The sequence below is a fragment of the Pseudomonas guariconensis genome (assembly GCF_900102675.1).
Classification (GTDB): Bacteria; Pseudomonadota; Gammaproteobacteria; order Pseudomonadales; family Pseudomonadaceae; genus Aquipseudomonas; species Aquipseudomonas guariconensis.
In genome coordinates, this window is sequence record NZ_FMYX01000015.1 from 14365 (window position 1) to 34668 (window position 20304).

Here is a 20304-nt window from a genome sequence, read left to right on the forward strand (position 1 = left end):
CGCCGCAAACGTACCCCTTGGGCTTCCAGCATCAGCTTCGCCCTCGTATCAACAAGAACAAGAAGAACGGCGCGCCGAGGAACGCAGTAACGATGCCAATCGGCAGCTCCGCCGGTGCCAGCGCCAGCCGGGCCACCAAGTCGGCGAACAAGAGCAAGGCGCCCCCTGCGAGCAACGAGGCAGGCAGCAGCACCCGGTGGTCGGGGCCTGCCAGCAAGCGCATCAAGTGCGGCACTACCAAGCCGATGAAACCGATCAACCCCGCAGCCGCCACCGCAGCCCCCACGCCCAGGGCAGTACAGAACACCAGCTCACGCTTGAGCGACTCCACATCGATGCCCAAGTGCCGGGCCTCGGACTCGCCCAGTAACAGGGCATTGAGCGCCTGGGCGCGGCGTGGCAGCCACAGCGCAACCGCTGCTGTCACCAGCAGCAAGGGCCACAGGCGCTCGTAGCTGGCACCGTTGAGGCTGCCCAGGTTCCAGAAGGTCAAGGTGCGCAGCGTGGCGTCATCGGCCAGGTAGGTGAACAAGCCGACCGCCGAACCGGCCAATGCAGTCAGGGCGATGCCTGCGAGCAGCATGGTGGCGACGCTGGTTTGCCCGTCGCGCCGGCCCAGGCGATACACCAGCGCGGTCACACCGAGGCCGCCCACGAAGGCACAGCCCGACAACAGGTAAGGCGAGAACCACTCTGGGGTCCCGCCCAGCCAGCTACCACCGACAATCGCCACCGCCGCCCCCAGCGCTGCTCCACTGGCCACCCCGACCAGCCCAGGATCTGCCAGAGGGTTGCGGAACAGCCCCTGCATCGTCACGCCGGACAGCGCCAGCACCGCGCCCACCGCCAGCCCCAGGAGGGTACGAGGCAAGCGGATCTGCCCAAGGATCATCTCGGCTTGTTCCAGCCCCTCGGCGTGAACCGGCACACCCAGCAGTCGCAGGCCCGCACGCAGGGTATCGAACAGCGGGAGGCTGACCGGCCCAAGCGCCAGCGACAACCAAACGGCCAACAGGCACGACAGCGTCAGACAGACAAACAGCGCGCGGGACTGAACGCGGCCTCTCATTGGGCCTTGGCCACCGGATAGAAGGCCTCGGCCAGTGCGGTCAAGGTGGCCGGCAAGCGCGGGCCAAGACCACCGACGAGCAAGGTCGGGTCCAGCGCTACCAGGCGCCTCTCTCGGACTGCCCGGGACGTGGCCAGCGCGGGGTTTTCCTTGAGCAACGCCTGCAGCGCCTGCTCGCCCTCGAGACTGCGATCGGAGAGCACCAGCACATCTGGATCCAGCGCTGCCAGAGCCTCGACCGAGAAGTTCTTGTAACCCGGATGCTCGGCCAGGTTACGGGCACCGGCCTGGCGTAGCAGCCAGTCCCCCGATGTGCCCAGGCCTGCGATCAGGGGCTTGGCACCTGCATGCCCGACCAGCAGCAGAACCCCTGGCGCCTTCTGGCTGGCCTGGGCCTGCTTGACCCTGGCTTGCAGCGCATCGAGTTGCCGGTGGTAACCGGCGGTCAGCTCGGCGGCTTTCTGTTCGGCCCCCAGCAAACTGCCTAGGCGTTGGAGGTTATCGTCCACGGCGTCCAACTCGGCCTTGCTGGAGAACAACTCCACCCGCACCCCGGCCTTGCGCACTTGCGCCAGCACCGGCGGCGGCCCCATCTCCTCGGTGCCGACCAAGACATCCGGGCGCAGGCTGAGAATCCCTTCGGCGGACAATTGCCGTTGGTAGCCGATGCTAGGCAGTGATTTGAGCGACTCAGGGTGCTGACTGGTGGTATCAACCCCCACCAGTTGCCGCTCCCCCCCCAGGGCGCTGATCCATTCACTCAAGGCGCCACCCGCACTGACCCAGCGCTGGGGTAGCTCGGCGGCCAATGCCTGGGTGGCAAGTACAAGACTTGCACACAGGACGATCAGGGCAGCGGGACGACGCATCATCGTTTTCCTTTACAGAAGGCGGGCCGCGCGCCTTGTAGCGGGCGACGGAACTGCGCACCATAGGCAGCCTGGCGCAGCGACTGCGAGCAATTTGATAATTGTTCGCATTGAGGCGTCAAGCCATCCCTTTGTCACATGAGCTGTCTGCTTCAATGCATTTTCTTTGCGCATCCCTCGATCTCGCCGAAGGCCACAGCCGCGCATTCAGCGTAGCGGGCGAGCAGGTTTTCGGCGTACGGCGTCAGGGCCAGGTTTACCTTTATCGCAACCGCTGCCCCCACAAGGGCATTCCATTGAATTGGGAGGCGGATGCTTTTCTCGATCAGAGCGCCAGCCTGATCCACTGCGCCCATCACGGCGCGTTGTTCCTGATCGAAAGCGGCGAATGCGTGGCCGGCCCCTGCGAGGGCGAACAGTTGCAGGCACTGGCCTGCCTTGAAGACAGCCAGGGCATCTGGCTCAAGGCGTGAGCAGCACCGGCAATGGCCTGTCGATGACGATCTGCTCGGCGTCCAGGCGCGTGCCGTAGGCCAGCACCTCCACGCCATCGGCCACTGCAGTGCGCAGGGCCTGGGCATAAGCCGCGTCGATTTCCTCGGCCGGACGCACCGCCTCGACACCGGTCAGGTTCACGCAATACAACTGCACCGCACGGATTCCCTGGCGCGCCAAGGCTGCGAGCTCGCGCAGGTGCTTGGCGCCGCGCTGGGTCACCGCGTCGGGAAAAGCCGCGACCGGCGTGTCCGGGTAGCCCAGGGTCACACTCTTGACCTCCACATAAGCCGGCCCCTCGGCGAACTCCAGACGAAAGTCCACCCGGCTGCCTTCCTCGCCATACGCCACTTCGCGCTTGAGCGCCGTGAACCCGGCCAGTTCGGTGATACGTCCGGCGCGCAGCGCTTCCTCCACCAAGGCATTGGCCCGCCCCGTGTTGACACAGGCCAGGCGCCCCTGGGGCGTCTCGCTGATCTCCCAGGTGCCGGGCAACTTGCGTTTGGGGTCGTTGGAGCGGCTGAACCAAACCTGCCCGCCCTCGCGCATGCAATTGAGCATCGAGCCGGTGTTGGGGCAGTGGATAGTCAGTTGCTCACCGCTGGCCAACTCGATGTCGGCCAGGAACCGTTTGTAGCGGCGCAACAAGCGCGCCTGTTCGAGTGCAGGGAAGAACAACATCAGCCTTGCCAGCTCCTCAGGCCACGTGCGATGCGTTGCACGGCTTCCTCAAGACGCGGCAGGCTCTGGGTGTAGGCGAACCGCACATGATGACCGGCCTGGTGACGACCGAAGTCCAGGCCCGGCGTGAAGGCCAGGTGCTCGGTTTCCAGGAAGTGCTGGCAGAAAGCGAAGGCATCGCCACCGAAGGCACTGATATCGGCATACAGATAGAAAGCGCCCTGCGGCTCCACGGCGATGCCGAAGCCCAGCTCGCGCAGCGCCGGCAGCAGAAAGTCCCGGCGGCGGGCGAACTCGGCACGACGTTCTTCCAGAATGGCCAGGGTCTGAGGTTCGAAGCAGGCCAGCGCGGCATGCTGGGCCATGCTCGGCGCACTGATGTAGAGGTTCTGCGCCAGCTTCTCGAGGTCCTTCACCGCGCTGGGCGGTGCGACCAGCCAGCCGAGGCGCCAACCGGTCATGCCGAAATACTTGGAAAAACTATTCAAGACGAACGCCTGGTCGTCCACCTCCAGCACGCTCGGTGCGTCCATGCCATAGGTGAGGCCATGATAGATTTCGTCCACCACCAGATGCCCGTGGCGCTCGCGGGTAGCCTTGGAGAGGCTGGCCAACTCGTCACGCTCGAGCACTGTACCCGTGGGGTTGGCAGGCGAGGCCACCAAGGCACCGACAGTGTCTTTGTCCCAGTAGCGGTCGACCAGGTCGGCCGTCAGTTGATAATTGACGTCCGGCCCTACCGGTACCAGTTGCGCCCCACCTTCGACCAGACGCAGGAAGTGGCGGTTGCACGGGTAGCCGGGGTCGGCCAGCAGCCAGTGCTTGCCCGGATCGACCAACAGACTGCTGGCCAGCAGCAACGCACCGGAGCCGCCCGGGGTGATGAGGATCCGTTCAGGGTCGACGCTCACCCCGTAGCGCTGGTCGTAGAAACCTGCAATCGCCTCGCGCAGGGCGGGCAGGCCGCGGGCCGCGGTGTAGCGGGTGTGGCCCGAGGCCAAGGCCGCCTGGCCAGCCGCCACGATGGGCGTGGCGGTGGTGAAGTCCGGCTCGCCGATCTCCAGGTGGATGACATCATGGCCAGCAGCCTGCAGCTCATTGGCGCGCGCCAGCAACGCCATGACGTGGAAGGGTTCGATAGCGCGACTGCGTGCACTGTAGGGCTGAGCCATGGGCCTTCTCTCAATTGGGTCTAAACTGGTGATTCTACCCCTGCGAGGCATCGAACGTGCGGCTCGCACCGCTGTCAACTCCTAGGATCGGGCGGGGTAGCGCACCCCCGATCTATCTGGTAAGTTCGGCGGCTCGCAGTCGCAGGGCCGGCGGGTGCCGGAGATGGAGCAGCCTGCGCATTGGATCAGATGAGTGAGAGGCGGTCTATTCATGTCCACCGTAGAAAAGCAAAAAGCCGGTCAAACCATGTACGGTGTCGAACCCTATAAGGAAACGCCGGGCGAAGAGTACATGGGTGAACCCATGCGCAAGCATTTCACCAAACTCCTCAGTGCCTGGAAGCAAGAGCTGATGACCAGTGTGGATCGGACTGTAGACCACATGAAGGATGAAGCAGCCAACTTCCCGGACCCTGCCGACCGTGCCAGCCAGGAAGAGGAATTCGCCCTCGAACTGCGCAACCGGGATCGTGAACGCAAGCTGATCAAGAAGATCGACAAGACCCTGCAATCGATCCAGGACGAAGAGTACGGCTGGTGCGAAGCCTGCGGCGTCGAGATCGGCCTGCGTCGCCTGGAAGCGCGCCCAACCGCCGACCTGTGCTTCGACTGCAAGGAACTGGCGGAGAAGAAGGAAAAGCAGGTCGGCAAGGCCTGACCTGATTCCCATCTGAACGGGGCGCTCGATGCGCCCCGTTTCATTTATATAGCCTGCAAACCCATGAACGACTCCAGCTACATCGGGCGCTTCGCCCCCACCCCCAGCGGCTTTCTGCACTTCGGATCGCTCGTCGCGGCGCTCGCTTCCTGGCTCGATGCCCGCGCGGTGGGCGGACGCTGGTTGTTGCGCATGGAGGACACCGACCCGCCTCGGGAAATGCCCGGTGCACGGGATGCCATCCTGCAGACCCTGGAGCGTTACGGCCTGGAGTGGGACGGCGAGGTCGTCCACCAAAGCCAGCGCCACGAAGCCTATGCCGAGGTGGTCGAGCGTCTGATGCGCATGGGCCTGGCCTATGCCTGCACGTGCTCGCGCAAACAACTGGAGGGTTATGGCGGGGTGTATCCGGGGCTGTGCCGAAACGCCGGACATGCCCGCGAAGGCGCGGCGATCCGCCTGCGGGTGCCGGAGTTGATCTACCGCTTCACCGATCGCGTCCAGGGGGCTTTCGAGCAACACCTGGGACGTGAGGTGGGCGATTTCGTCATCCAGCGCCGGGACGGGCTCTACGCCTACCAACTGGCCGTGGTGCTGGACGATGCCTGGCAAGGCGTCACCGATATCGTGCGGGGCGCCGATCTCCTGGACAACACACCTCGCCAGCTCTACCTGCAGGAATTGCTGGGCTTCTCCCAGCCACGCTACCTGCACATCCCGCTGATCACTCAGCCGGACGGCCACAAGCTGGGTAAATCCTATCGCTCGCCACCACTGGCGGCCGATCAAGCTACGCCCCTGTTGTTGCGCGCCTTGCGGGCCCTGGGCCAGGCCACAGAGCCTGGCATGGAGCGCGCCAGCCCCGCCGAGGTGCTGACGGTCGCACGGCAGCAGTGGCGCCCCGAGGCGATCGCCCACAAATTGACGGTGCCGGAGGCTGACCTGCGCTGATCGAGCGTTCGCGCAGGCCCGTTGTAACAAGCGCGGTGCAAAAACCCAATAAATTCAAATTGTTGCCGAGCGAGGATGAATCCCGCTAGCATCGTCCCAGCCATTTGCGCCAATAATAAGTCCAAGCCCGCAGCGCCCAACCTTCGAGGCCAGCATGTACATCTATCGTTTGGTCCTGCTTCTGGTCGTGGGGATCTACCTGTTTTCCCCGGCCATCATGGACTGGTGGATCGAGCCGACCGGTGCCTGGTACCGACCCTACCTGCTCTGGCTGATCCTCATCGTCGTCACCTTCATTTTGCAGAGCCAACGAGATGCCGATGAGCTTTAGCCTGACCCAGATGATCCTGATCAGCGCCGCTTACCTGCTGGTGCTGTTCGGTGTGGCCTGGATCAGCGAGCGTGGGCTGATCCCGCGTTCGATCATCCGCCACCCGCTGACCTACACCCTGTCCCTGGGCGTCTATGCCAGTGCCTGGGCCTTCTATGGCTCGGTGGGCCTGGCCTATCAGTACGGCTATGGCTTCCTGGCCTGTTACCTAGGGGTATCCGGGGCCTTCCTGCTGGCGCCGGTGCTGCTCTATCCCATTCTAAAGATCACCCGCACCTACCAGCTCTCGTCGCTGGCCGACTTGCTGGCGTTTCGCTTTCGCAGCACGTGGGCCGGCGCGCTCACCACCATCTTCATGTTGATCGGTGTGCTGCCCCTGCTGGCCCTGCAGATCCAGGCGGTGGCCGACTCGATCAGCATCCTCACCGGCGAGCCGGTCAAGGCTCGGGTAGCCTTCGCATTCTGCGTGTTGATCATCCTGTTCACGATCTTCTTCGGCTCGCGCCACATCGCCACGCGTGAAAAACACGAAGGCCTGGTGTTCGCCATCGCCTTCGAATCGGTGATCAAGCTGCTGGCCCTGGGCGGTATCGGTCTGTATGCGCTGTATGGCGTATTCGGCGGTCCGCACCAGCTGGAGGTCTGGCTGCTGCAGAACCAGACTGCGCTGGCCGCACTGCACACGCCGCTGCAGGAAGGTCCGTGGCGAACCCTGCTGCTGGTGTTCTTCGCCTCGGCCATCGTCATGCCGCACATGTACCACATGGCCTTCACCGAAAACCTCAACCCGCGCTCGCTGGTCAGCGCCAGCTGGGGCCTGCCGCTGTTCCTGCTGCTGATGAGCCTGGCCGTGCCGCTGGTGCTCTGGGCCGGCCTGCGCCTGGGCGCGAGCACCAATCCAGAGTACTTCACCCTGGGCCTGGGCATCGCCGCCGATAACCCAGCGCTGGCCCTGCTCGCCTATGTCGGTGGCCTCTCTGCCGCCAGCGGGCTGATCATCGTCACAACCCTGGCCCTCTCGGGGATGGCCCTCAACCACTTGGTGCTGCCGCTCTATCAGCCACCGGCCGAGGGCAACATCTACCGCTGGCTGAAGTGGACCCGGCGCGCCCTGATCGTCGCCATCATCGCGGCAGGCTTCGTCTTCTACCTGACCCAGAACAATCACCAGAGCCTGGCCAACCTGGGCATCGTCGCTTTCGTCGCCACCTTGCAGTTCCTGCCGGGCGTGCTTTCGGTGCTGTACTGGCCGACTGCCAACCGCCGCGGCTTCATCGCCGGCCTGATGGCGGGCATCGCGGTGTGGATGGTGACCATGCTGCTGCCGCTGCTGGGCAATCTGCAGGGCTTCTATATCCCGCTGCTGGACATGATCTACGTGCTGGACGACACCAGCTGGCACATGGCAGCCATCGGCTCGTTGGCCGCCAACGTCCTGCTGTTCACCCTGATCTCGCTGTTCACCAATGCCAGCAGCGAAGAAGTCAGCGCTGCCGAGGCCTGCGCCGTGGACAACGTGCGCCGGCCACAACGGCGTGAGCTACATGCCGCCTCGCCCCAGGAGTTCGCCACCCAATTGGCCAAGCCCCTGGGCGCGAAGGCCGCGCAGAAGGAAGTCGAGCAGGCCCTGCGTGACCTCTACCTGCCCTTCGACGAACGCCGCCCCTATGCCTTGCGCCGCCTGCGCGACCGCATCGAGGCCAACCTGTCGGGACTGATGGGGCCGAGCGTGGCCCAGGACATGGTCGAGACCTTCCTGCCCTACAAATCGGGCAACGAGAACTACGTCACCGAAGACATCCACTTCATCGAAAGCCGCCTGGAAGACTACCACTCGCGCCTGACCGGCCTCGCCGCCGAGCTCGATGCCCTGCGCCGCTACCACCGCCAGACGCTGCAGGAGCTGCCCATGGGCGTGTGCTCTTTGGCCAAGGACCAAGAGATCCTGATGTGGAACAAAGCCATGGAAGAGCTGACCGGCGTGGCTGCCATGCATGTGGTCGGCTCGCGTCTGGTCACTGTCAGCGAGCCTTGGCGCGGGCTGTTGCAGAACTTCATCAACATCCCCGACGAACATCTGCACAAGCAGCGCCTGGCCCTGGACGGACAGACCCGTTGGCTCAACCTGCACAAGGCGGCCATCGCCGAGCCCTTGGCACCGGGCAACAGCGGCCTGGTGCTGCTGGTCGAGGACCTGACCGAAACCCAGGCCCTGGAAGACAAACTGGTGCACTCAGAGCGCCTGGCGAGCATCGGTCGCCTGGCTGCGGGCGTGGCCCATGAGATCGGCAACCCTATCACCGGCATCGCCTGCCTTGCGCAGAACCTGCGCGAAGAGCGTGAAGGCGATGGAGAGATCATCGAACTCTCCAGCCAGATCATCGAACAGACCAAACGCGTTTCGCGCATCGTCCAGTCGCTGATGAGCTTCGCCCATGCAGGTGGCAGCCACCAGAACAGCGAGGAGCCGGTGTGCCTGGCCGAAGTCGCGCAAGATGCCATTGGTCTGCTGGCGTTGAACCGGCGCATTTTCGAAGTACAGTTCTTCAACCTCTGCGACCCGGATCACTGGGCCGAGGGTGATCCCCAGCGCCTGGCCCAGGTGCTGATCAACCTGCTTTCCAACGCCCGCGACGCATCCCCGCCCGGCAGCGCCGTGCGTGTGCGCAGCGCTGTGTGTGAGCACACTGTCGACCTGATCGTCGAGGACGAAGGCAGCGGAATCCCGAAAAACATCATGGACCGGCTGTTCGAGCCCTTCTTCACCACCAAGGACCCTGGCGAAGGCACTGGACTGGGGCTTGCTCTGGTCTATTCCATCGTGGAAGAGCATTATGGGCAAATCACCATCGACAGCCCGGCCGATATCGAACGCCAACGTGGTACCCGGATCCGCGTGACCCTGCCAAGGCATGTCGTAGCGACGTCCCCTGAAATTCGAGACCGTCGAGAGAATTGAATCAATGCCGCACATTCTGATCGTCGAAGACGAAACCATCATCCGCTCGGCCTTGCGTCGACTGCTCGAGCGGAACCAGTACCAAGTCAGCGAAGCCGGCTCGGTGCAGGAAGCCCAGGAACGCTTCAGCATTGCCACCTTCGACCTGATCGTCAGCGACCTGCGCCTGCCCGGCGCCCCGGGCACCGAGTTGATCAAGCTCGGCCAGGGCACACCGGTGCTGATCATGACCAGCTATGCCAGCCTGCGCTCGGCGGTCGATTCGATGAAAATGGGCGCGGTGGACTACATCGCCAAGCCCTTCGATCACGACGAGATGCTCCAGGCCGTGGCGCGCATCCTGCGCGACCGGCAGAACGCCCCGGCACCTGCCGCCGTCAGCGCCGCCGAGCCGCGCGCCAACGGCAAGGCAGTCGCCGCCGACAAGGCCAGCCCGGCCTCGGCCAACGGCGAGATCGGCATCATTGGCTCGTGCCCACCGATGCAGGACATGTTCGGCAAGATCCGCAAGGTCGCGCCTACCGACTCCAATGTCCTGATCCAGGGTGAATCCGGCACCGGCAAGGAGCTGGTCGCCCGCGCCCTGCACAACCTTTCGCGTCGCGCCAAAGCCCCGATGATCTCGGTCAACTGCGCGGCCATCCCGGAAACCCTGATCGAGTCCGAACTGTTCGGCCACGAGAAAGGCGCGTTCACAGGTGCCAGCGCAGGCCGTGCCGGCCTTGTCGAAGCGGCCGACGGCGGTACGCTGTTCCTCGATGAAATCGGCGAGCTGCCACTCGAAGCCCAGGCCCGCCTGCTGCGTGTGCTACAGGAAGGCGAGATCCGTCGGGTCGGCTCGGTGCAATCGCAGAAGGTCGATGTCCGTCTGATAGCCGCGACCCATCGCGACCTGAAGAACCTGGCCAAGGCAGGGCAGTTCCGCGAAGACCTTTATTACCGCCTGCACGTGATTGCCCTGAAGCTTCCGGCCCTGCGCGAGCGCGGCAGCGACGTCAACGAAATCGCCGATGCCTTCCTGGCCCGCCAGAGCGCTCGCATCGGCCGAGACGATCTGCACTTCTCCGCCGAGGCCGAGCAAGCGATCCGTCATTACAGTTGGCCAGGCAACGTACGCGAGCTGGAAAACGCCGTGGAGCGCGCGGTGATTCTCAGCGAGAGCGCGGAAATCTCCGCTGATCTGCTGGGCATCGACATCGAGTTGAGCGGCCTGGAGGACGAAGGGCCGTTCGACACCGCTCCGGCCGTGGCCGGCGCCGGTACCAACAACGCCAGCCATGAACCAACCGAGGACTTGTCCCTGGAAGACTACTTCCAGCATTTCGTCCTCGAGCATCAGGATCACATGACCGAGACCGAGCTGGCGCGCAAGCTGGGCGTCAGCCGCAAATGCCTGTGGGAACGACGTCAACGCCTGGGTATTCCACGGCGCAAGAGCAATGCCACTAGCGACAATTGATCCGCCCCTCCCCGCTACAGAGGCAGGAGGGTTTTCTCCTGCCTGCGCCTTCCTCCCCAAAACACCACGCAGCTCGTGAGAAACCCACTGTCTTGTGGTGCTCACTCGCGCCTATTCGTGGACGAACCCGCTCCTACAGGTACAGCGTGTCGATGAATGCGCCACGAAACCTGCGGGAGCGGGTGCCGCCACGAAGAAACCTACTCGCCGCACTGACACCGGCGTTGCCGGTGTTCCTCGGTAACAGCGCAGTTGCCCAAGGAATCTGTTACCCCACCCGCCCAGGCGTAACATCAGCCGAGGCGTACGGTAACGAAATTTCGACATTTTCTGCATGACACCGAAAGCACAGAACCCGCAAAGCCTTGATTTTGCTGGGTTTAGCAAAGTTGGCACGGCACCTGCTATATGTCTGGTACAAGAACAATAACAAGCACTGCAATCCAGAATAAGAACAAGACGAAACGGCTCACGCACAATAAAAACAAGACGGCGGAGGCGCAGCTAACTGATTCTTTTGGAGAGGAGTTGTGTTTGGGGCTTGCCCCACAGCCAGGCAGAGAACAACAAAAACTGCACTAAAAAGCAGCGCCTGAACTGGTTGGATCGAACGATCAGCATAACATCAGCGACCAAAGCAATCCGTTTGCTCTTCACCCCCGGGTTGGGGGTCGTCCACAAGCTTTGAGATTTGTGGGCAGGGCATCAACAAAAACAAGAAGCCCGGCAGAAAAACAATAAGAGCACGCAACGACTTTCCTGGGGAGCTTCGGCTCCCCATGTCGTTTCTCCCCCTCCAGCATCACCTCCGAAGCAGCGCCTACACCATTCCCCGAGTAAATGCTAGAATCCCCGCCCATCATGCGGCCATTCTCCTATTCTTGGCCGAACATTCCTTCAAACAGTGCATCCCATGCTGAAGAAGCTGTTCCAGTCGTTCCGTCCTCCTATCCGTGGTCAGCACCACAGGCGCACCACGCCTGAAGTGATCAACAAGAGCCAGCACTCGCTGCAACGCAGCCAGTTCAGCCGCCACGCGGTGAGTATCGTCGAGCGCCTGCAAAGCGCCGGTTACCAGGCCTATCTGGTCGGCGGCTGCGTCCGCGACCTGCTCCTGGGTATCAATCCCAAGGATTTCGACGTCGCCACCAGTGCCACTCCTGAGCAAGTCCGCGCAGAGTTTCGCAACGCTCGAATCATTGGCCGCCGCTTCAAGCTGGTCCACGTGCATTTTGGCCGTGAGATCATCGAAGTCGCCACTTTCCGTGCCCATCACTCCGAAGAAGATCAAGGCGATAGCCACCGCTCGTCGCACAATGCCAGCGGGCGCATTCTGCGCGACAACGTTTATGGCACCTTGGAAGACGACGCCCAGCGTCGTGACTTCACCATCAACGCGCTGTACTACGACCCGGTCAGCGAACGCATCCTCGACTATGCCAACGGCGTGCACGATATCCGCAACCGCCTGCTGCGCCTGATCGGTGATCCTACCCAACGCTACCAGGAAGACCCGGTGCGCATGCTGCGAGCCGTGCGCTTTGCCGCCAAGCTCGATTTCGGCATCGAAAAGCACACGGTTCAGCCAATCCGCGACCTGGCTCCGCTGCTGCGAGAGATCCCGCCAGCGCGCCTGTTCGAAGAAAGCCTCAAGCTGTTCCTTTCCGGCCAAGGCGCAATCACCTTCGAGATGCTGGTGGACCTGCACCTATTCGACCCACTGTTCCCGGCCAGCGCCCATGCGCTGGAAGAACGCCCGACCTACACCCACACCCTGATCAGCCAGGCGCTGTCCAACACCGACCTGCGGGTCAAGCAAGGCAAGCCGGTCACCCCGGCCTTCCTGTTCGCTGCCCTGCTCTGGCCGGCGCTGCCGGGCCGCGCGCTGTACCTGCAAAGCCAGGGTGTGCCGCCGATTCCGGCCATGAACAACGCCGCCCACGACCTGATCGCCGAACAGTGCGCACGCATCGCGATACCTAAGCGTTTCACCCTGCCGATCCGCGAGATCTGGGACATGCAGGAGCGTCTGCCACGCCGCAGTGGCAAGCGCGCCGACATGATGCTCGACAACCCACGCTTCCGCGCCGGCTACGACTTCCTGTTACTGCGCGAAAGCGCCGGCGAGGAAACCGACGATCTGGGCCAATGGTGGACAGACTATCAGGACGCCAACGACAGCGAACGTCGCGACATGATCCGTGACCTGGGCAGCCGCGACGACGGTGCCGCGCCCCGCAAACGCAAGCGCAGTGGCAGCAAGCGCAAGCGCAGCGGCGACGAAAACTGGGATTGAACATGACGACCCGCGCCTACATTGGCCTGGGCAGCAATCTGGCCGAGCCCGCCGAACAATTGCGAAGCGCCCTGCAGGCGCTGGACAACGTCGAAGGTACCCGCCTGGCAGCCACCTCGGCTTTCTATACCAGCGACTCCCTGCTCCCCGGCCAACCGCGCTACACCAATGCCGTGGCCGCCGTGGACACCCATCTCGCGCCACTGGCGTTGCTCGACGCCCTTCAGGCCATCGAGCTTGACCAAGGCCGCGAGCGCAAGGAGCGCTGGGGGCCCCGTACCCTCGACCTGGACGTCCTGTTGTTCGGCGACCAAGTCATCGACGTGCCACGCCTCAAAGTCCCGCACTACCACATGCAGGCGCGCCCTTTCGTGCTCTATCCCCTGGCTGAGCTGGTACCCGCCGATTTCCACCTTGCCGACGGCCGTAGCCTGGCGCAATTGCTTGAGGCCTGCCCCTTCGTGGGTCTGGAACGCCTGTAATCCGGGCGTTTCGGACAACGGTAACGCCAGTAACACCCTGATCGTAACAATGCGGTAACAGGGTGATTGACTTCCCCCCCCTCGCTCACGACTATAGGCGTCCCGTGGCACCAAAGTGCCGCCTTTTTACCTATTTAGGCTCGGACGGACCTGTGCCCGAACATCACACACGATGATGTGCCGCTCCGGAAGATGATTACACGCGTTGTACGCAGTCGTTTTTCACAGCGCCTGAACGAGGATTTCCTACATGCCTGAAGTAACCCTGACCACCCTGCACGGCCTCAAGGCCAAGGGTGAGAAAATCGCCATGCTGACGTGCTACGACGCGACCTTCGCCAAGGCCGCCTGCGCAGCCGGCGTGGAAATACTGTTGGTGGGTGACTCCCTGGGCATGGTCCTGCAGGGCCATGACAGTACCCTGCCGGTCACGACCGCCGAAATGGCCTACCACACTGCCTGCGTCAAGCGTGGCAACGAGGGCGCCCTGATCCTCGCCGACCTGCCGTTCATGGCCCACGCCACACCTGAGCAGGCCTTCGCCAACTGCGCCACCCTGATGCAGGCCGGCGCCCACATGATCAAGCTCGAAGGCGCCGCCTGGCTGGCAGAGACCATCCGTCTGCTGGCCGAACGTGGCGTGCCAGTGTGCGCGCACATGGGCCTGACTCCGCAGACCGTCAATGTGCTAGGCGGCTACAAGGTTCAGGGCCGCCAGGAAGCCCAGGCTCGCCAAATGCGTGCCGACGCCATCGCCCTGGAACAAGCCGGTGCGGCCATGCTGCTGCTGGAGTGCGTGCCCAGCGACTTGGCCGCCGAGATCACCCAGGCGGTCAGCATTCCGGTCATCGGTATCGGAGCCGGCAGCGCCACCGACGGTCAGGTGCTGGTCCTGCATGACATGCTCGGGCTATCCCTGAGCGGGCGTGTGCCCAAGTTCGTGAAGAACTTCATGGAAGGCCAGCCGGATATTCACAGCGCCCTGGCTGCCTACGTGCAAGCGGTCAAGGCAGTCAGCTTCCCAGGTAGCGAACACGGGTTCAGCGCATGAATACAGTCAAGACCGTCCGAGAACTGCGCGCCGCCGTGGCACGCGCCCGCGGCGAAGGCAAGCGGATCGGCTTCGTGCCGACCATGGGCAACCTGCACAGTGGCCATGCCGCACTGGTGACCAAAGCCGCGCAGCGTGCCGATTTCGTGGTCGCGAGCATCTTCGTCAACCCGCTGCAGTTTGGCGCCGGCGAAGACCTGGACAAATATCCCCGTACCCTAGCCGCCGACCAAGAGCGCTTGCTCGAAGCTGGGTGTCACCTGCTGTTCGCGCCCACCGTCGAGGAGATGTACCCCGACGGCATGGCAGTGCAGACGCGCGTCAGCGTGCCGCAACTGTCCGAAGGCTTGTGTGGCGCCAGCCGCCCTGGACACTTCGAAGGCGTCGCCACCGTGGTCAGCAAGCTGTTCAACATGGTCCAGCCCGACCTTGCAGTGTTCGGCGAAAAGGACTTCCAGCAGTTGGCGGTGATCCGCGCCATGGTGCGCGACCTGAACATGCCGATCCAGATCATCGGCGAGCCCACCGTGCGCGCCGAGGATGGCCTGGCGCTGTCATCGCGCAACGGCTACCTGAGCCCGGAGCAGCGCGCTGCTGCGCCTGCGCTGTACCGAACCTTGAAGACCATGGCCGAGGCCATCACCAAGGGCCAGCGTGACTATCCCGCTTTGATTGCCGAGGGGCAGGTGCAACTGGTTGCCGCTGGGTTCCGCCCAGACTACCTGGAAGTGCGCCACGCCGTGACCTTGCGCCCGGCAATGATCGATGACCGCGACCTGGTGATCCTGGCTGCGGCCTATATGGGCACTACCCGCTTGATCGACAACCTGTACCTGCACCTGGACGAAAAGACTGCGTGATACCTGGGGCGGGAGCTCGTGAGGGGGCGCAAAGCCCCCCATTCCTTCCTGACAGCCAATGCCTATAATGATGGCCAGCCTGCAACTGCCAGCAACTGTCTGTTGTCCAAGGCCCATCACGCACCAAGGAAAGCATCCGCAATGGCGTATTACCGTACCCCCCACGATGTGACGGCACTGCCCGCCTGGCAGGCGCTCCAGCAACACCGCGACGCCATGCAGGGTTTCAGCATGCGCGAAGCCTTCGCAGCCGATCCCAAGCGCTTCGATCAGTTTTCCCTCAGCAGCTGCGGCCTGTTCCTCGACTACTCGAAAAACCTGATCACCGAGCAGACCCGCGATCTGCTGGTGAACCTGGCCAACCAGGTCGGGTTGGCCGATGCCATCAAGTCGATGTTCAGCGGCGAGATCATCAACGCCTCCGAAGGTCGTCCGGTCCTGCACACCGCCCTGCGCCGCCCGGTGGGCGACAAGCTCAGTGTCAATGGCGTCAATGTGATGCCGGAAGTACACAAGGTCCTCAACCAGATCACCGAACTGGTGGGCCGTATCCATGACGGCCTGTGGCGCGGTTACAGCGAAAAGCCCATCACCGACGTGGTGAACATCGGTATCGGCGGCTCCTTCCTGGGGCCGGAGCTGGTCTCCGAAGCCTTGCTGCCCTACGCCCAGCGTGGCGTGCGCTGCCATTACCTGGCGAACATCGACGGCAGCGAGTTCCATGAGCTGTCGGCCAATCTGCGTGCCGAGACCACCCTGTTCATCGTCTCGTCCAAATCGTTCAACACCCTCGAAACCCTGAAGAACGCCACCGCCGCGCGTACCTGGTACCTGGCCCAGGGCGGTTCCGAGGCCGAGTTGTACCGCCACTTCATCGCGGTATCGAGCAACAAGGCTGCCGCCGTGGCCTTCGGTATGCGCGAAGAGAATATCTTCCCGATGTGGGATTGGGTGGGTGGGCGCTACTCGCTGTGGTCGGCCATCGGCCTGCCGATCGCACTGGCCATCGGCACCGCAAACTTCAAGGAGCTGCTGTCCGGGGCCTACACCATGGACCAGCACTTCCAGACCACGCCGTTCGATAAGAACATGCCAGTGCTGCTGGCCCTGCTGGGCGTGTGGTACGGCAACTTCTGGGGCGCCCAGAGCCACGCGATCCTGCCGTACGACCATTACCTGCGCAATATCACCAAGCACCTGCAGCAGTTGGACATGGAATCCAACGGCAAGAGCGTGCTGCAGGACGGCACCCCGGTGAAAACCGATACCGGTCCAGTGATCTGGGGCGGCGTCGGCTGCAACGGCCAACACGCCTACCACCAGCTATTGCACCAGGGCACCCAGTTGATCCCGGCCGACTTCATCGTCCCGGTGGTGAGCTTCAATCCGGTGGCCGACCACCACCAGTGGCTGTACGCCAACTGCCTGTCCCAGAGCCAGGCGCTGATGCTCGGCAAGACCCGCGAGGAAGCCGAGGCCGAATTGCGCGCCAAAGGCCTGAATGAAGCGGACATCGAGAAGCTGGCACCACACAAGGTGATTCCGGGCAACCGCCCGAGCAATACCTTGGTGGTAGAGCGCATCAGCCCTCGTCGCCTCGGCGCGCTGGTGGCCATGTACGAACACAAGGTGTTCGTACAGAGCGTCATCTGGGGTATCAATGCCTTCGACCAGTGGGGCGTGGAGTTGGGCAAGGAGTTGGGCAAGGGCGTATACCAACGCCTGGTCGGCAGTCTGGAAGACAGCGCTGAGGATGGCTCCACCCAAGGCCTGATCAACTACTTCCGCGGTCGCCACCGCGGTTGATATAGGGTCGCTTTCACGGTGCTGCATATCACTCGCAGATGTGCCCAGCGCCCCGTGGGAGCGGCTTTAGCCGCGAGTGCCGACCCGGCCTGTGCCATGCACCGGTACGCCTGCTTCGCGGCTAAAGCTCCACAGGTACGCTGACCACGCAACTCAATCACCGGGGCGGCCCTCCAGGGAACACCCCTACCTTCTACACTGTCCATCGAATAGCCGCTGCAGTCCCTCGCCCCTCACAAGAGCAGGACAACCCGCCATGTTCGATATCCGCAACTACCCCCAGGCCCTGGCCGTGAGCCAGTCCGCCGCCCTCTCCCCCGACGACTACCAGCGTCTCTACCGCCAGTCGATCGAAGATCCCGATACCTTTTGGGCCGAACAGGCCAAGCGCCTGGACTGGATCAAGCCTTGGTCGAGTGTGCAGCAATGCGATCTGAAGACCGGCAAGGCGCGCTGGTTCGACGGTGGCCAGTTGAACGTCAGCTACAACTGCATCGACCGCCACCTGGCCACCCGCGGCCAGCAGACGGCGTTGCTGTGGGAAGGTGACGACCCCAAGGACGCCAAGGCCATCACCTACCGCGAGCTGCACCGCCAGGTCTGCCGTCTCGCCAATGCCCTGAAGGCCCGTGGGGTGAAGAAAGGCGATCGTGTGTGCATCTACATGCCGATGATCCCTGAGGCGGCCTATGCCATGCTCGCCTGCACCCGCATAGGCGCCATTCACTCGGTCGTGTTCGGTGGTTTCTCACCCGATGCCCTGCGTGATCGCATTCTGGACGCGGACTGCCGCACGGTGATCACCGCAGACGAAGGGGTTCGCGGCGCCAAGCGCATTGCGCTCAAGCAGAACGTCGACAAGGCCCTGGCCAGTTGCCCGGCGGTCAGCAGCGTGCTGGTGGTACGGCGCACCGGGGCCGATATCGCCTGGAGCGAGGGCCGTGATCTCTGGTATCACGAAGCCACGGAACAGGCCGATGACGACTGCCCGCCCGAGGCCATGGAAGCTGAAGATCCACTGTTCATCCTCTATACCTCCGGCAGTACCGGCAAACCCAAGGGCGTGCTGCACACCACCGCTGGTTACCTGCTGCAGGCCACGCTGACCTTCAAGGTGGTGTTCGACTATCGTGATGGCGAGGTGTTCTGGTGCACCGCCGATGTCGGCTGGGTCACTGGCCACAGCTATATCGTCTACGGCCCCCTGGCCAACGGCGCCATCTCGCTGATGTTCGAAGGCGTGCCCAATTACCCGGACACCTCGCGCTTCTGGCAGGTGGTCGACAAACATCAGGTGAACATCTTCTACACAGCCCCCACCGCCCTGCGCGCACTGATGCGCGAAGGTTCGGCGCCCCTACAGAACACCTCCCGACAAAGCCTGCGCCTGCTCGGCAGCGTGGGCGAGCCCATCAATCCGGAAGCCTGGGAATGGTACTTCGAGGCGGTGGGCCAGAAGCGCTGCCCCATCGTCGATACCTGGTGGCAGACCGAGACCGGCGGCATCATGCTCAGCCCGCTGCCAGGCAACACCCACCTCAAGCCGGGCTGCGCTACGCAACCTTTGTTTGGCGTGCAACCGGTGCTGCTGGACGAAAAAGGCAAGGTCATCGAAGGCCCAGGCGCAGGCCTGCTGGTGATCAAAGCCAGTTGGCCCGGGCAGATCCGCAGTGTCTATGGCGACCATCAACGCATGGTCGACACCTACTTCAAGCCCATGCCCGGCTACTACTTCACCGGTGACGGCGCCCGTCGCGATGCCGATGGCGATTATTGGATCACCGGGCGCGTCGACGATGTGATCAACGTTTCCGGCCACCGCATCGGCACCGCCGAAGTCGAAAGCGCTCTCGTGCTCCACGACAGCATCGCCGAGGCCGCCGTGGTCGGCTACCCGCACGACCTCAAGGGCCAGGGCATCTATGCCTTCATCACGCCCATGAACGGCGTCACCCCGGACGACACGCTCAAGAACGAGTTGCTGGCCTTGGTCAGCAAGGAGATCGGCAGCTTCGCCAAACCCGAGCTGATCCAGTGGGCGCCGGCATTGCCCAAGACCCGCTCGGGCAAGATCATGCGGCGTATACTGCGCAAAATCGCCTGCAACGAGCTGGACAACCTGGGCGATACCTCGACCCTGGCCGACCCGACCGTGGTCCAGGGCTTGATCGACAATCGCCTCAATCAATAGACGGCCGCCCATGGCGGCCTGCGGGACCGCCATGGAAGCCTTACGCCGCCGCATCGAAACTCAGGTCATGAGCCTCACCGGGCTGGCCCTAGGCCAGCTCGACCTGGAATCCCCCAAAGGTGACCCGGGCCTGTTCGGCCCGCAGAGCATCAGTTGGCAGGTGCACGGCGACTTCCCCAGCATGCTCGTCGGCGGTATCAGCGCCTTGATGCTGCAACTGCTGCACCCTTTGGCCCTGGCTGGGGTGTGGGACCATTCCAACTTCCGCCAGGACCTGCTCGGTCGCCTGCGCCGCACCAGCCAGTTCATCTCCGGCACCACGTTCGGCTCGACCCGCGATGCCGAATGGCTGATCGAAAAGGTCCGCACCATCCACCTCAAGGTCGTGGGCACTGCCCCCGACGGGCGCCCCTATGCCGCCAGCGACCCCGACCTGCTGACCTGGGTCCATGTCGCCGAGGTCAGTAGCTTCCTGGCCGCCCACCTGCGCTACCGCAACCCCCATCTCAGCCGCGAGGCCCAGGACGCCTACTACAACGAGATCGCCCTGATCGCCGAACGCTTGGGGGCACGCGATGTACCGCGCTCGTGTCAGGCAGTCGAAGACTACTTGCAATGCATGCGCCCACAGCTGCTGTGCGACGCACGCAGTCATGAGGTGGTGGATATCCTGCTTGATGCCCCAGCTCCCAGCCGCATGGCGCAACCGGTCGGCAAATTGATGCTCAATGCCGGCATCGACCTGCTGCCGGACTGGGCCCGCGATATGCTCGATCTGCACCAGAATCCTCTTCAGCAGCGCATGATCCGCCTGGGCATCAATCGCATCGCTCCAGTGCTGCGCTGGGCCATGCGCAACGGCTCGGCACACCGGGCAAGACGGCGTATGGGACTCGAGTGAGGTTTTTGGTCGCTTCGTCGGAACCGTTTTAACGTGCCATACTCCAAGGCACCCCGCTTCAGACAGATGACGT

Annotated in this window: 17 protein-coding genes; 13 read left to right on the plus strand and 4 right to left on the minus strand. The window is 63.4% G+C overall.

Annotation, left to right across the window (positions count from 1 at the left end):
• Positions 1 to 31: 31 nt before the first annotated feature.
• Positions 32 to 1015, minus strand: coding sequence for a FecCD family ABC transporter permease (locus tag BLS27_RS20880; protein WP_167358128.1), 984 nt, complete (start codon positions 1013 to 1015; stop codon positions 32 to 34).
• A 50-nt stretch (positions 1016 to 1065) separates the two neighbouring features.
• Positions 1066 to 1941: a heme/hemin ABC transporter substrate-binding protein gene (locus BLS27_RS20885; RefSeq protein WP_043210041.1), complete on the minus strand. Its 876-nt coding sequence runs from the start codon at positions 1939 to 1941 to the stop codon at positions 1066 to 1068.
• 152 nt (positions 1942 to 2093) lie between these two features.
• Between BLS27_RS20885 and BLS27_RS20890 the strand changes: the two genes are divergently transcribed.
• Positions 2094 to 2411, plus strand: coding sequence for a Rieske (2Fe-2S) protein (locus BLS27_RS20890; protein ID WP_070576466.1), 318 nt, complete (start codon positions 2094 to 2096; stop codon positions 2409 to 2411).
• On the opposite strand, the gene sfsA is transcribed toward BLS27_RS20890, so the two are convergent.
• Complete coding sequence (gene sfsA, locus BLS27_RS20895) at positions 2401 to 3114, minus strand: DNA/RNA nuclease SfsA (RefSeq protein ID WP_070576470.1); 714 nt, start codon at positions 3112 to 3114, stop codon at positions 2401 to 2403. The genes BLS27_RS20890 and sfsA overlap by 11 nt on opposite strands.
• The gene (locus BLS27_RS20900; RefSeq protein WP_043210048.1) at positions 3114 to 4286 is read right to left on the minus strand and encodes a pyridoxal phosphate-dependent aminotransferase; all 1173 of its coding nucleotides are present in this window, start codon (positions 4284 to 4286) and stop codon (positions 3114 to 3116) included. The genes sfsA and BLS27_RS20900 overlap by 1 nt, the downstream gene beginning before the upstream one ends.
• A 211-nt stretch (positions 4287 to 4497) precedes the next feature.
• Here BLS27_RS20900 and dksA point away from each other — a divergent pair, with 211 nt between their 5' ends.
• The 12 genes from dksA to BLS27_RS20960 all read left to right on the plus strand — a co-directional run bounded on the left by dksA (position 4498) and on the right by BLS27_RS20960 (position 20231).
• A complete protein-coding gene (dksA, locus tag BLS27_RS20905; protein WP_043210050.1) occupies positions 4498 to 4944 on the plus strand; it encodes an RNA polymerase-binding protein DksA in 447 nt (148 codons plus the stop codon).
• A 63-nt stretch (positions 4945 to 5007) separates the two neighbouring features.
• On the plus strand, positions 5008 to 5895 hold the full coding sequence (gene gluQRS, locus BLS27_RS20910; protein WP_090346753.1) for a tRNA glutamyl-Q(34) synthetase GluQRS: 888 nt from the start codon (positions 5008 to 5010) through the stop codon (positions 5893 to 5895).
• 154 nt (positions 5896 to 6049) lie between these two features.
• Positions 6050 to 6226 (plus strand): hypothetical protein, encoded by a 177-nt coding sequence (locus tag BLS27_RS20915; protein WP_003250005.1) that lies wholly within the window; start codon positions 6050 to 6052, stop codon positions 6224 to 6226.
• A complete protein-coding gene (locus BLS27_RS20920; protein ID WP_167358126.1) occupies positions 6210 to 9185 on the plus strand; it encodes a sensor histidine kinase in 2976 nt (991 codons plus the stop codon). The genes BLS27_RS20915 and BLS27_RS20920 overlap by 17 nt, the downstream gene beginning before the upstream one ends.
• A 4-nt stretch (positions 9186 to 9189) precedes the next feature.
• Positions 9190 to 10644, plus strand: a complete 1455-nt coding sequence (locus tag BLS27_RS20925) for a sigma-54-dependent transcriptional regulator (protein WP_043210058.1) — start codon at positions 9190 to 9192, stop codon at positions 10642 to 10644.
• A 913-nt stretch (positions 10645 to 11557) separates the two neighbouring features.
• Positions 11558 to 12940, plus strand: coding sequence for a polynucleotide adenylyltransferase PcnB (locus BLS27_RS20930; protein WP_090346757.1), 1383 nt, complete (start codon positions 11558 to 11560; stop codon positions 12938 to 12940).
• 2 nt (positions 12941 to 12942) lie between these two features.
• Entirely contained in the window at positions 12943 to 13422 is a 480-nt protein-coding gene (folK, locus tag BLS27_RS20935; protein WP_043210062.1) for a 2-amino-4-hydroxy-6-hydroxymethyldihydropteridine diphosphokinase, read from the plus strand.
• A 250-nt stretch (positions 13423 to 13672) separates the two neighbouring features.
• Positions 13673 to 14473 carry a 3-methyl-2-oxobutanoate hydroxymethyltransferase gene (gene panB / locus BLS27_RS20940; protein WP_043210064.1) on the plus strand — a complete coding sequence of 267 codons (801 nt, stop codon included), beginning with the start codon at positions 13673 to 13675 and terminating at the stop codon, positions 14471 to 14473.
• Positions 14470 to 15333: a pantoate--beta-alanine ligase gene (gene panC, locus BLS27_RS20945; RefSeq protein ID WP_043210067.1), complete on the plus strand. Its 864-nt coding sequence runs from the start codon at positions 14470 to 14472 to the stop codon at positions 15331 to 15333. The genes panB and panC overlap by 4 nt, the downstream gene beginning before the upstream one ends.
• A 141-nt stretch (positions 15334 to 15474) precedes the next feature.
• The gene (gene pgi, locus BLS27_RS20950; RefSeq protein WP_043210071.1) at positions 15475 to 17139 is read left to right on the plus strand and encodes a glucose-6-phosphate isomerase; all 1665 of its coding nucleotides are present in this window, start codon (positions 15475 to 15477) and stop codon (positions 17137 to 17139) included.
• A gap of 256 nt (positions 17140 to 17395) precedes the next feature.
• On the plus strand, positions 17396 to 19330 hold the full coding sequence (gene acs / locus BLS27_RS20955) for an acetate--CoA ligase (RefSeq protein ID WP_043210073.1): 1935 nt from the start codon (positions 17396 to 17398) through the stop codon (positions 19328 to 19330).
• A 31-nt stretch (positions 19331 to 19361) separates the two neighbouring features.
• Positions 19362 to 20231 carry an oxygenase MpaB family protein gene (locus BLS27_RS20960; protein WP_043210159.1) on the plus strand — a complete coding sequence of 290 codons (870 nt, stop codon included), beginning with the start codon at positions 19362 to 19364 and terminating at the stop codon, positions 20229 to 20231.
• Positions 20232 to 20304 lie beyond the last annotated feature (73 nt).